This is a genomic window from Pseudomonas sp. SA195, assembly GCF_054131565.1.
The window spans coordinates 2358996-2372051 of record NZ_CP096392.1; the positions used below are offsets into that span (position 1 = coordinate 2358996).

Sequence of the window (13056 nt, forward strand, 5' to 3'; positions counted from 1 at the left end):
CGCGGCCCCCTTGTAAGGTGGAAAACGCGCAGTGAGGGGAGTTCCAACGGGCCGACTGAGTGCATGCAGGGGGTTTGCGCCATGAACTTTGCAGGGTGGGTCCAGTCATCACCTAGGGCCTGGCGCAAGCGGTACGGCACCGCCCTGCCCTGCCAAGCGGCGCACTTGCGCACTAGACCTGACCTAGAAACTGGATGGGAGCTGTCCTATCGAACACTTCGCGTTTCTGATGGAGTGGGAGAACTACATCACCCGGCCCGGCCTGCGCGTGCTGGTCGCGGCGACCGTCATGGTCCTGCTGTTGAGCGTGTTCAGCCACGTACTGACCGCCATCATGCTGCGGCTGGGCCGTGGGTTCCTCTTCACCAAGGCCGTATCCGAACAACTTGAGAAACCCGTCCGGGTGCTCCTGCCGCTACTCGGCCTTCAGGGCGTGCTGGCGGCGGCCAGTGGTGACCTGGCCCTGGTGCCGGTTGCGCGGCGCTTGACGCTGCTGCTGATCATCGGCTGTTTCACCTGGTTGGCCATGCGCCTGCTGAGGGGTGTCGAGCAGGCCATACGGCTGAAAAACCCGGTGGATGTCACCGACAACCTGCGCGCGCGGCAAATCCAGACGCAATCGCGCGTGTTGTTGCGCACGCTCAGCTTCTTCATCCTGCTGATCGGCGTTGCAGGCATGCTGATGACCTTCCCCGGCGCGCGGCAATTCGGCGCCAGTCTGCTCGCCTCGGCCGGCCTTGCAGGTCTGGCGGTGGGTTTCGCGGCCCGCCCGGTACTGGGCAATCTCATCGCCGGTATGCAGATCGCGATTACCCAGCCCATCCGCCTGGATGATGTCGTCATCGTCGAGAACGAATGGGGACGGATCGAAGAAATCACCGGCACCTACGTCATCGTACGGATCTGGGACGATCGCCGCCTCGTGGTGCCGTTGCAGTACTTCATCGAAAAGCCGTTCCAGAACTGGACGCGTCGCAACTCCAGCATTATCGGCTCGGTGTTCTTCTGGGTGGATTATTCCCTGCCGCTGGAGCCCCTTCGTGAAGAGTTGCGGCGCCTGTGCCAGGACGTCCCCGAGCTCTGGGATGGCCGGGTGATCGTGCTGCAGGTGACCGACACCAGCGAAAAATCCATTCAGCTACGCGTGCTGGTAAGTTCGCCGGATTCCTCGCGCAATTGGGATCTGCGCTGCCACCTGCGCGAAAACCTGATCGGCTTCATCCAGCGCCAGTACCCGCAATGCCTGCCGCAACTGCGCGCGGACCTCAGCGTCGGGCAGAAGCCGACGGTGGATCGTTCGACGCCCGACCATGTCGAGCCGGAGCGTCAGCCGCCGGTGTGACTGCGCCGCAAGATGGCGCAGCGGCTTTGCGCTCTGCGGGGTTTCGGTGCGGTGGCTGGGCGCGGCGGCGATCAGTTCTCGTGGTTCAGCTTGCGCAGCAGAAGCTCGTATTTACTCGGCAACTGCTCTAGCCCGTACCTCGCCGCCTGCTTGCGGATCTCGACCCGGTCCCCTTCGAACTGCACGGTCTCGCTGATGCTGACCTGGCGTTCACCTTGCATCAGGGCAAAGGCATAGCACTGGGTGCCGCCCTCGTCTTCTTCGCTGTCGTCGGCGACACCCGTATTGGCGATGGCAACGTCAGCGACGCTCGCGTTCAGTGCGCCGATGGCCATTTCGGTGGCGACTTCCTCGCTGGTCAGGCCAAAGGTTTCGATGGTTTCGAAGCTGACGTGCAGCAGGCGGTTCTTCGCCTTGGGCGAATAGACGACGAACCCGCTGTCGAGCACCTGGCCGCAGCCTGGAATGTCGCCCAACAAGGAGGCCATCAGGCCACAGGTGCAGGATTCGGCAGTGGTCAATTTCATCTGCTTGTCACTCAGAAACCGCACGATTTCAGAAAGGTCTTGCATTCGTTTCGCTCCGGCTGGCGCCCTGAAAAAGTATCTGTCTGGTCAGGTTTGGGAACCGGCCGCAAATTGCAAAGTTCCCGCGCCGGCCCTTCCGGCGGAAAGTGAGAACTTATTCACAGACCCCCGGTCTGCTTTCAAGGTAGGGCCGACGAAGCTCTACGCCGCGGTTCCCGCGGCCTCCAATAACGTTTTCATGCCTTGCCGTGCTCATGGTTTTGCAGCGCTCAGATGAACGCTGTGTGGGAGAAATGTGCTCGTAACTGACCTGGCCAGGGGGCCGGTCATTGGGGAGAAGTGCTATGAGTATCGCTGCTGTCAACACCCGGCTCGCCCGCCCGAATGCACTTCAACACCCGGGAGCGCTCGCTGAACGTCCCGTCCTGCAGCTTCGCAGCACGCAGGACGACAAGAAAAAAATCCTCTTCGTCACCTCCGAGCTGACCGACCTGGTCAAGACCGGCGGGCTCGCCGATGTGTCCGCCGCGCTGCCACGCGCGTTGGGCGCGCGGCATGACGTGCGCGTATTGATCCCTGGTTACACGCAGGTAATGCAGTGCGGCGAGCCGATTCGCATCGTTGGCAGCGTCATGTCCCATGGCGACCTACCGAGCTGCAAAATCGGCCGACTGGACATGCCCGACGGCCTGATCATCTACGTGGTGATCTGCCCCGAGTTATACGAGCGTGACGGGCTGCCCTACGGGGACGAACACGGCAATGACTGGCCGGACAACCCGGTGCGTTTCGCCCGCCTGTGCATGGTCGCGGCTGACATCGCCGCCTGCACCGCCGGCATCCGCTGGACGCCCGACCTCGTGCATGCCCACGACTGGCCGACCGGCCTCACGCCCGCCTATATGCACTGGCGCGGCCTGAGCACACCGAGCGTGTTCACCATTCACAACCTCGCCTACCAGGGCAACATCGACATGAGCCAGCGCCGTGCACTGGGCATTCCGATGGAAGCCTGCGGCCCGGAGCGGATGGAGTTCTACGGCGCGCTGTCCCTGCTCAAGGCGGGTATCGCCTACGCCAACCGCGTGACGACCGTCAGCGCCACCTACGCCGAGGAAATCACCACGCCCGCCTTTGGTTGCGGCATGGAAGGCTTCCTCAGCCTGAAAGCGCGGCAGGGGCTGCTCAGTGGCCTGCTCAACGGCATCGACGAAACCTGGGAGCCCCAAAGCTGCCAGCACCTGATCAGCGCGTTCGGGCCGAATGACTGGGAGGGCAAGCGCGCCAATGCGGCCCACGTCCGCGAGCTGTTCGGGCTCGATCAGGGCGACGGCCCGCTGTTCTCGGTCGTGTCCCGCCTGGTGCACCAGAAAGGCATCGATCTGACCATCGCAGTCGCCGAAACCATCGTCGAGCGCGGCGGCCAACTGGCCATTCTCGGCCGTGGCGAACCCCATATCGAAGACGAAGTGCGGCGCCTGGCGGAACGGTTCCCGGGCCGTGTCGGTGCGCACATCGGCTTCAACGAAACCGACGCCCGGCGCCTGTTCGGCGGCAGCGACTTCCTGCTGATGCCGTCGCGCTACGAGCCCTGCGGCTTGAGCCAGATGTACGCGCAGCGCTTTGCCTCGCTGCCTATCGCCCACCGCACCGGCGGGCTGGCGGACAGCATCGACGATGGCGTAACGGGCTTCCTGTTCGGCGAGGCGACGGTCGAAAGCTACCGCCAAGCGGTCGAGCGCGCACTGGCGGTTCACCGGAATCCGCAACTGCTCAATGCGATGCGGTGCCGTGCGATGAGTGGGGGATTTTTCTGGAGCCACGCGATCGAACCCTATGACCGGTTGTATCAGCAATTGCTGGGCACTCGGCGAGAGGTCACTGCAACTATCTGACGAGGTCGATCAATGCAAAACAGGCCTGCCCGTACTGGGCGACACGGACCGGAGCTACTTGAGAATTCCCGTACCCGGTTCAGCCTTTGGGCCCCGGACGCGCAAAGCGTCAGCCTGGTACTCGAAGGTGGCGATACGCTACCGATGCAAGGCGATGAACACGGCTGGTACGGCATCGATACCGATGCGCCGGCCGGCACCGCATACCGCTTTCTCATTGACGATGAACTCAAGGTGCCCGATCCGGCGTCCCGCGCGCAGGCCGACGACGTGCACGGTCCTAGCCTCGTCGTCGACCCCAAGCGCTACCGCTGGCAGAGCGAAGGCTGGCAAGGCCGGCCGTGGCACGAAACCGTGCTTTACGAACTGCACGTCGGCGCCTACGGCGGGTATGCGGAAATCGAGCGCCGTCTTGGCGACTTGGTCGATCTCGGCGTCACCGCGATCGAGCTGATGCCGCTGGCCGAGTTTCCGGGCGACCGCAACTGGGGCTACGACGGCGTGCTGCTGTACGCGCCCGAGGCCAGCTATGGCAGCCCGGACGAACTCAAGCACCTCATCGATACGGCCCACGGGCTGGGCCTGATGGTGTTCATCGATGTGGTCTACAACCACTTCGGCCCGGACGGCAATTATCTGGGCCGCTATGCCAAGCATTTTTTCCGGCACGACCAGCAGACGCCCTGGGGCGATGCCATCGATTTTCGCCGCCGCGAAGTGCGGGATTTCTTCATCGACAACGCGTTGATGTGGCTGATGGAGTATCGGTTCGATGGCCTGCGGATGGACGCTGTGCATGCGATCCCCGACCGCAGTTTTCTGACGGAGCTGGCCGAGCGCGTGCGCGCCGAGACCGAGCCGGGCCGTTACGTCCACCTCGTGTTGGAAAACGAAGATAACCGCGCCAGCCTGCTCACCCAGGGATTTACCGCGCAGTGGAACGACGACGGCCACAATGTGCTGCACACATTGCTCACTGATGAGCGCCAGGGTTATTACGCTGACTATCACAGCGATGCGACCGACAAACTGGTGCGCTTCCTCGGCCAAGGCTTCGTCTATCAAGGCCACCAAAACCGGCGTGGCGAATCCCGAGGAGAACCCAGCGGGCATCTCTCGCCTACGGCGTTCGTGCTGTTTCTGCAAAACCATGATCAGACCGGCAACCGAGCCTTCGGCGATCGTTTGATTGGCCTCACCGATCCTGATTCCCTGAAAGCCGCCACTACGGTGCTGCTGCTCTCGCCAATGATTCCGCTGCTATTCATGGGCGAAGAATGGGGCGCACGCGAGCCCTTTCTGTTCTTCACCAGCCATCACGGCGAGCTGGCGGAGGCCGTGCGCGAAGGCCGCCGGGGTGAGTTCGCCGAGTTTGCTGAATTTGCTGACGAACACACCCGCGAGCGCATTCCCGACCCGAACGAGGTCGGCACGTTCGAGGCGTCCCGGCCTGACTACGCCAAGCGCGACACGGCCGAACATGCCGCGTGGCTCGCCCTCTACCGGCAGCTCCTGCAGCTCCGCCACGCGGAGGTCGTGCCACGCCTTGAAGGCTCGCGCTTCCTGCGCGCCGAAATACTTGGCGAGGCTGCTGCGCGTGCCCGCTGGCAGATGGGCGACGGCACAGTGCTGCGTCTAGAGCTCAATCTCGGCAAGAGCGACGTGCGAACGCTGGCTACCGGAGGCCGATTGCTGCACAGCAGCCGTGATGGAGGCGATGCGCACACGCTACCGGCGCACACCGCCCGGATGTACTTGCATGACGCTGGAGATGCCGTATGAGCGATGAACGACTGAACCGCCTCGCCGAGGCGGCGGGCCTGTCCATCGATTGGGTTGACGCCGACGGGCGCGACCAGCGCGTACCGCCCGATACCCTGCGGGCCGTGCTCAAGGGTCTTGGCCTGGCCGCCGACACGGATGCCGATGTCGAGCAGAGCCTGGAGAAGCTGGCGACCATCGATGGCAGCAGCGGTGTGCCACCCATGCTCACCGTCGATTACGCCGCCGCGCTCGACCTGCGCCGCTATTTCGAGCCCGGTGCCCGATTCCGCCTCGAACTCGAAGGCGGGCCGGTACAGGACGGCACGCTGGACAATCAGGCACGCCTGCCGGCCATCGAAACGCCGGGTTATCACCGCCTCGAAGTGAATGGCCAGCACCTGGCGATCGCTGTCGCGCCGCCGGCCTGCCCTCGTGTGGAAGAGGTCGCCGGCCCGAACGCCTGGGGGCTGGCGGTGCAGGTTTACGGCCTGCGCCGCCCTGGTGATGGCGGGCTGGGTGACACCCAGGCACTCGAAGCGGTCGCCCGTAACGCCGCTGCCCATGGTGCCGATGCATTGGGCATCAGCCCGTTGCACGCCATGTTTCCAGGTAACAGTGGCCAGTACAGCCCTTACTCCCCTTCCAGCCGGTTGTTCTTCAACGTGCTGCACAGTTCGCCGGAGACGATTCTCGGGGAAAAGGCGCTACGTATGGCGGTCGAGTCCTGCGGTTTGGCTGATGAACTCGAGCGGCTGGAGTCGTTGGAGCTGATCGATTGGGACGCCGTATCACGCACCCGGCAATGCCTGCTTCGGGCGCTGTTCGAGGACTTTTCCAAGGGCGGCAACGCACAACAGGCTGACTTCGACAGCTTCCGCGAAGCCGGTGGCGAAGCCTTGGAAAACCACTGCCGGTTTGAAGCCTTACATGCCGCACTGCTTGGTCCCGAGGGCTATCCGCAGCACTGGCGCAACTGGCCGGAGGAATATCGTTCGCCGGAAAGTCCCGCTATCGAACGTTTTGCCGCCGAGCATGCGCATGAGGTCAGCTATTACGCCTTCTGCCAGTGGCTCATTGCCCGTGGGTTGGAACGTGCCCAAACCGCCGCACGCAGCGCTGGGATGAAGATTGGCCTGATCAGCGATCTCGCCGTCGGTGCCGACGGTGGCGGCAGCCAGGCCTGGAGCCGCCAGGACGAGGTGCTGGCCTCCGTCAGCGTCGGTGCACCGCCAGACATCATCAACCGCCAGGGCCAGAGCTGGGGCATCTCGGCATTTTCGCCCTGGGGCCTCAAGGCGCACGGCTACCGCGCCTTCATCGAGATGGTCCGCGCCAACCTCGCCCATGCCGGCGGCATGCGGATCGACCATGTGATGGGCCTGATGCGGCTCTGGGTAACGCCGGCCGGTGCCGGCCCGAAGGACGGCGCCTACCTCAACTACCCCTTCGATGACTTGCTGCGGCTGCTATCGCTGGAAGCCTGGCGGCGCGGCGCCGTGATTCTCGGCGAGGATCTGGGCACCGTTCCCGCTGGCCTGCGCGAAAAGCTCGCTGCCCGAGGGCTGCTTGGCATGCGTGTTCTGTTCTTCGAGCGCGACCACAACGGCACGTTCAAGGAGCCGCAGGAGTGGCCCGACAGCGCGATAGCCACGTCGACGACCCACGACCTGCCGACCATCAATGGTTGGTGGCAGGCAAACGACATCGACTGGCGCATCCGCGTCGGTCAAAACCAGGAGCACGAGCGGCCGCAGCAGCAGGAGGAACGTCAGCGCGAGCGCAACGGCTTGTTGCACCTGCTCCGCAAGCACGCACCGGAAATCGACGGAGACCTGGATGACCCCGAGGTGCTAGCCGACGCCTGCGCGGCTTTCCTCGGTCGCACCCCAGCCCCACTGGTGCTGTTCCCCGTCGAAGACGCGCTCTGCCTGCTCGAGCAGCCGAACCTGCCCGGCATCGTCGACACCCACCCGAACTGGCGCCGCCGTTACCCCACCGACAGTGCATCGCTGCTCGACCAACCCGGCTGCCAGCGACGCCTGGCCGTTCTCGACAAGGCGCGCAAGCAGTCAACTGGAAATCATCGATGAGAGACCTCAGCGCCACACTGCGATTGCAGTTTCACCGTGACTTCACGCTTGACGACGCGACCGCGCTCGTCGACTACTTCGCCGACCTCGGCATCAGCCACGTTTATGCCTCACCACTGCTGACCGCCCGCCCCGGCTCGATGCACGGCTACGATGTGATCGACCCGACCCGCATCAATCCTGAACTGGGCGGCGAGCCGGCCCTGCGGCGCTTCGTCGAGGCGCTGCGCCGGCGGGACATGGGGCTGATCCTGGATATCGTTTCCAACCATATGGCCGTTGGCGGCTCGGGCAATGCCTGGTGGCTGGACGTCCTGGAATGGGGGCGTCGCAGCCCCTACGCGCAGTTCTTCGATATCCAGTGGAACTCGCCGGATCCATTGCTCGAAGGCCAACTGCTGGTCCCGTTTCTCGGCAGCGACTATGGCGAGGCGCTCCAGCAAGGCACCGTCGTGCTACGCCTGGACATCGACAACGGCGCCTTCTACGCCGAGCACTACGAGCACCGGTTTCCCATCACGCCGCCCAGCTACGGCGAGATCCTGCGGCAGACGGACCAGCCTGAGCTGCGCAGCCTGGCGCAACACTTCGACGCGCTCAAGACAGCTCCGGCACCCTACCAGACCGCCCGCGAATTGCGCGCGGACCTGTCCCGTCTGCTGGAGGACAGCAGCATCCGCCAGACGCTGGAAGCGGCCTTGGCTCATTACGATGGCACCACCGAGGATGGCTTCAAGCGCCTGCATGGGCTTCTCGAACGCCAGCACTACCGGCTCGCCAGCTGGCGCACCGCCGGTGACGACATCAACTGGCGGCGGTTTTTCGACATCAACGAACTGGGCGGCTTGCGCGTCGAGCGGCCGGTTGTATTCGAAGAGACCCACGCCAAGATTTTCGAGCTGATCAGCGAAGGGCTCGTCGACGGGTTGCGTATCGACCACGTAGACGGCCTGGCCAACCCTCGCGGTTATTGCCGTACGTTGCGCCGCCGCGTCGATCGGCTCAACGCGGCGCGCCCACATGAGGCCGCGCAGGACCATGTGCCCATCTATGTGGAGAAGATCCTCGCCGAGGGCGAGCGCCTGCATGACGATTGGGGCGTGGACGGCACCACCGGCTATGAATTCATGAACCAGGTGTCGCTGCTGCAGCACGATCCGGCCGGCAAAGCCGTGCTGTGCGAACTCTGGAGCGAAACCGCCGAACGCCCCGCCGACTTCATGGAGGAGGTGCGGGCAGCCCGGCAACTGGTGCTGACCGGGCCGCTGGCCGGCGATTTCGAGACCGTTGCGCAAGCCCTGCTGCAAGTCGCGCGTTATGACGTGATGACCCGCGACATTACGCTGGGCGCGATTCGCCGTGCATTGCTCGAATTGATCGTGCATTTTCCGGTGTACCGCACCTATATCGCGGCACGCGGCCGTCGCGAAGCTGACGAACCCTTCTTCCAGCAGGCACTGGCCGGTGCTCGAACCACCTTGGGCGAAGCGGACTGGCCGCTGCTCGATCACCTCGACCGCTGGCTTGGTGGGCAGAATCTGCGCACGCTACCGCCTGGCCCCGCGCGCCGCCTGCGCCGTTACGCCTGCACCCGTTTCCAGCAGCTCACCTCGCCCGCCGCCGCCAAAGCTGTCGAGGACACCGCCTGCTACCGTTCCGGCGCACTGCTGTCACGCAACGACGTGGGCTTTGACCCGCAAACGTTCAGCGCCTCGGTCGAGGCCTTCCATGATGAATGCCTGGCGCGCGCTGAACATTTTCCGCGCAACCTGCTGACCACCGCGACCCATGATCACAAGCGCGGCGAAGACACCCGTGCGCGTATGACCGTCATCAGCGAGCGCGCCGACTGGTACGCCGAGAAGGTTCGCCACTGGCGGCAGCTCGCCTACGGGCTGCGCCAGGCCCTGCCGGACGGCCCGGCACCCTCCCTCGCCCGCCGACGAGATGCTGCTGTACCAGATCCTGCTGGGCAGCTGGCCGCTCGACCTGAGCCCGGACGATGCACCTGGCCTCGAACGCTACTGCGAGCGCATCGTCAAGTGGCAGGAGAAGGCGCTTCGCGAAGCGAAACTGCGCACCACCTGGACCGACCCCAACGCTGACTACGAAGGCGCCTGCCAGGCTTATACCCGGGCACTGCTGCTCGATGACCAGGCCAGGACTCTGCGCAACGACATCGCTGCAGCGGCTGCCGAGTTGGCACCCGCCGGCGCGCTCAACAGCCTGGTCCAGACGCTGCTGCGCATGACCACGCCCGGCGTCCCGGACCTGTACCAGGGCGCGGATCGTTGGGACTTCAGCCTCGTCGACCCGGACAACCGCCGCCCTGTCGATTACGACACGCGCCGCCAGCAACTCAACCCTGAGGCCGATCCTGCCGAGCTGCTCGCGCACTGGAAGGACGGCCGCATCAAACAATGGCTGATCGCACGCACCTTGAAACTGCGCCGCACCCTGCCGCTTCTCTTCACCGAGGGCCGTTATCTGCCGCTGAAAGTCGAAGGCGAACAGGCCGAGCACCTGATTGCGTTCGCCCGTGAATGGCAAGGCCACTGGGCGGTCGTTGTCGCGACGCGGCTCTCCAGCGCCCTGCTCGGAGATGCAACGGCGCCTCAGGTGCCGGCCGAGCGCTGGACGGATACGCGGCTGATCTTGCCCGAGGCGCTGAGCGGTCATGCCCTCGAGCGACTTTTCGACGCAAACACAGTCAGACCCAAACAAGCAGTCCTGAATCTGGATGAGGTTCTGCAGCAGCTCCCCCTGGCGGTTTTACAGCTATCAATCAGTTCAACAGGAGAATCAGAACGATGACGAACGACGAGCAGCGCATCCGCGAATTCGCATATGACATCTGGGTGTCGGAGGGTCGGCCAGAAGGCCAGGATGCGCGTCACTGGGAAATGGCTCGCAAGCTGGTAGAGGCGGAAAAGGCGAAGCCCGGCGCTAAACCAGCCGCACGCGCCCGCAAGACCGCAACCAAGCCTACCGACGCGACGCCAGCGGCCAAGACCACCCGCGCGGCCAAGCCGAAGGAGCCAAAGGAAGCCAAGCCCGCCAAGGCGCCCGCTGCAGCCAAGAGCCCGGAGAAAGCCAAGGCCAAAGCCAGCACGGATGCCGCCGAAGGCACCCCGGAAGGCGTGAAGAAGGCGCGTACGCCGCGCACCAAGAAAGAAACCTGAACGACACGAGGTCCGGCACCCGTTCCGGCTTCCTGTGGGAGCCGGCGGGTCAGTGCGTCCGCTCGATCGGCGCAGCCTCTGTCACGCGTAGTCACTGGAGATGTCATGAGCAAGAAAAAACCTGCTGCGCCCCACGTTCTGATTCCGTCGCGGATTCGTGAGGGGCTACCCTTTCCCCTCGGCGCGACCTGGGACGGGCTGGGCGTCAACTTCGCGATCTTCTCCGCCAATGCCACCAAGGTCGAACTTTGCTTGTTCGACACCGACGGCGAGACCGAGCTCGAGCGTATCGAACTGCCCGAATACACCGATGAGATCTGGCATGGCTACCTGCCGGACGCTCATCCCGGCCAGATTTACGGCTATCGCGTATACGGCCCCTACGAGCCGGACGCCGGCCACCGTTTCAACCCGAACAAATTGCTCATCGACCCTTACGCCAAACAATTGGTTGGCGGCCTGAAGTGGTCCGAGGCGCTGTTCGGTTACACCATCGGTCACAAGGATGCCGACCTCAGTTTCGACGAGCGAGACAGCGCGCCCTTCGTGCCGAAATCCAAGATCATCGACCCGGCCTTCACCTGGGGGCACGACCGCCCCGTGCAGGTGCCGTGGGATCGGACGATCATCTACGAGACCCATGTGCGTGGTTTCACCATGCGCCACCCGTCTGTTCCTGAAGACATGCGCGGCACCTTTGCCGGCTTCAAGTCACCGGACGTGATCGACTACGTCCGCAAGCTCGGCGTCTCGTCCATCGAATTTTTGCCGATTCACGGTTTCGTCCAGGATCAGCACCTGCTCGAAAAAGGAATGAGCAACTACTGGGGCTACAACAGCATCGCCTTCTTCGCACCGCACCCAAAGTACCTGGCGAGCGGCAAGATCAGCGAGTTCAAGGAAATGGTCGCGCACCTGCACAACGCCGATCTCGAGGTCATTCTCGATGTGGTCTACAACCACACCGCCGAGGGCAACGAGCTCGGCCCGACGCTATCCATGCGCGGTATCGACAACGCCTCCTACTACCGCTTGATGCCGGACCAGAAGCGCTACTACATCAATGACTCGGGCACAGGCAACACGCTGGACATGAGTCACCCCTGCGTCGTGCAGATGGTCACCGATTCGCTGCGCTACTGGGCGGAGGAGATGCACGTCGATGGCTTCCGTTTCGACTTGGCAACCATCCTCGGGCGTGAACATGACGGTTACGACGAACGTCACGGCTTCCTCGTCGCCTGCCGGCAGGACCCGGTACTCGCCAAGACCAAGCTCATCGCCGAGCCCTGGGACTGCGGCCCGGGAGGCTACCAGGTCGGCGGCTTCCCGCCTGGCTGGGCGGAATGGAACGACCAGTATCGCGACACCGTCCGCGCGTTCTGGAAGGGTGATGGAGACAAGCTTCCTGACTTCGCCGCGCGCCTGACCGGCTCCGGCGATTTGTACAACCAACGTGGCCGGCGCCCGTTCAGCTCGGTGAACTTCATCACTGCGCATGATGGTTTCACCATGAACGACCTCGTGTCGTACAACGACAAGCACAACGAGGCGAACGACGAGGACAACCGCGACGGCAGCAGTAACAACATCTCCTGGAACCATGGCGTGGAAGGCCCGACGGACGACCCGGAGATCAACGAACTGCGCTTCCGCCAGATGCGTAACTTCTTCGCCACCCTGCTCTTCTCCCAAGGCACACCGATGATCGTCGCTGGGGACGAATTCGCCCGTACCCAGCACGGCAACAACAACGCCTACTGCCAGGACAGCGAGATCGGCTGGGTCAACTGGGAAATACCGGAGCAGAGCCGCGTGCTACAAGGCTTCGTGCGCAAGCTAATCCGGCTGCGTCAACGTTATCCGATGCTGCGGCGCGGGCGCTTCCTGGTAGGCGCGTACAACGAAGAGTTGGGCGTCAAGGACGTCACCTGGCTGGCGCCGCACGGCGAGGAAATGACCGTCGAGCACTGGGAAGACGGCAACAACCGCTGCATGGGCATGTTGCTCGACGGCCGCGCTCAGGCGACCGGTATCCGCAAGGCCGGCTCTGACGCCACCTTGCTGCTGGTGGTCAATGCTCATCACGACGTGGTGAATTTCAAACTACCGGAGTCGCCGCAGGGCATTTTCTGGAACCGGTTGATCGACACCAACGATCCGAACGCCCGTACGGCGCGCTTCGATTTCGATGATGAATACGCGATCACCGGCCGGTCGCTGTTGCTGTTCGAACTGATCAAGGAAGAAGAATAG

General features: G+C 63.8%; 7 protein-coding genes and 1 pseudogene. 7 read left to right on the forward strand and 1 reads right to left on the reverse strand.

The window, feature by feature from the left end; translation table 11 throughout:
* Nucleotides 1–229 precede the first annotated feature (229 nt).
* Nucleotides 230–1342 carry a mechanosensitive ion channel family protein gene (locus M1D78_RS10945; RefSeq protein ID WP_437419238.1) on the forward strand — a complete coding sequence of 371 codons (1113 nt, stop codon included), beginning with the start codon at nucleotides 230–232 and terminating at the stop codon, nucleotides 1340–1342.
* A gap of 71 nt (nucleotides 1343–1413) precedes the next feature.
* On the opposite strand, the gene M1D78_RS10950 is transcribed toward M1D78_RS10945, so the two are convergent.
* Nucleotides 1414–1914 (reverse strand): CinA family protein, encoded by a 501-nt coding sequence (locus tag M1D78_RS10950; protein WP_437419237.1) that lies wholly within the window; start codon nucleotides 1912–1914, stop codon nucleotides 1414–1416.
* Between the two features lie 299 nt (nucleotides 1915–2213).
* Here M1D78_RS10950 and glgA point away from each other — a divergent pair, with 299 nt between their 5' ends.
* The 6 genes and pseudogenes from glgA to glgX all read left to right on the forward strand — a co-directional run bounded on the left by glgA (nucleotide 2214) and on the right by glgX (nucleotide 13056).
* Entirely contained in the window at nucleotides 2214–3764 is a 1551-nt protein-coding gene (glgA, locus tag M1D78_RS10955; protein WP_437419236.1) for a glycogen synthase GlgA, read from the forward strand.
* A 12-nt stretch (nucleotides 3765–3776) separates the two neighbouring features.
* Entirely contained in the window at nucleotides 3777–5546 is a 1770-nt protein-coding gene (gene treZ / locus M1D78_RS10960; RefSeq protein WP_437419235.1) for a malto-oligosyltrehalose trehalohydrolase, read from the forward strand.
* Nucleotides 5543–7618, forward strand: coding sequence for a 4-alpha-glucanotransferase (gene malQ, locus M1D78_RS10965; protein ID WP_437419234.1), 2076 nt, complete (start codon nucleotides 5543–5545; stop codon nucleotides 7616–7618). Before treZ ends, malQ begins: the two co-directional genes overlap by 4 nt.
* Nucleotides 7615–10432: pseudogene (locus M1D78_RS10970) on the forward strand (malto-oligosyltrehalose synthase). Before malQ ends, M1D78_RS10970 begins: the two are co-directional and overlap by 4 nt.
* Nucleotides 10429–10800 carry a DUF2934 domain-containing protein gene (locus tag M1D78_RS10975; RefSeq protein ID WP_437419232.1) on the forward strand — a complete coding sequence of 124 codons (372 nt, stop codon included), beginning with the start codon at nucleotides 10429–10431 and terminating at the stop codon, nucleotides 10798–10800. The pseudogene M1D78_RS10970 and the gene M1D78_RS10975 overlap by 4 nt, the downstream one beginning before the upstream one ends.
* 105 nt (nucleotides 10801–10905) lie before the next feature.
* Entirely contained in the window at nucleotides 10906–13056 is a 2151-nt protein-coding gene (gene glgX, locus M1D78_RS10980; RefSeq protein ID WP_437419231.1) for a glycogen debranching protein GlgX, read from the forward strand.

Coding starts and splice junctions, on each gene's coding strand:
- M1D78_RS10945 (WP_437419238.1), top strand. CDS start 230: ATGGAGTGGGAGAACTACATCACCCGGCCCGGCCTGCGCGTGCTGGTC.
- M1D78_RS10950 (WP_437419237.1), bottom strand. CDS start 1,914: ATGCAAGACCTTTCTGAAATCGTGCGGTTTCTGAGTGACAAGCAGATG.
- glgA (WP_437419236.1), top strand. CDS start 2,214: ATGAGTATCGCTGCTGTCAACACCCGGCTCGCCCGCCCGAATGCACTT.
- treZ (WP_437419235.1), top strand. CDS start 3,777: ATGCAAAACAGGCCTGCCCGTACTGGGCGACACGGACCGGAGCTACTT.
- malQ (WP_437419234.1), top strand. CDS start 5,543: ATGAGCGATGAACGACTGAACCGCCTCGCCGAGGCGGCGGGCCTGTCC.
- M1D78_RS10975 (WP_437419232.1), top strand. CDS start 10,429: ATGACGAACGACGAGCAGCGCATCCGCGAATTCGCATATGACATCTGG.
- glgX (WP_437419231.1), top strand. CDS start 10,906: ATGAGCAAGAAAAAACCTGCTGCGCCCCACGTTCTGATTCCGTCGCGG.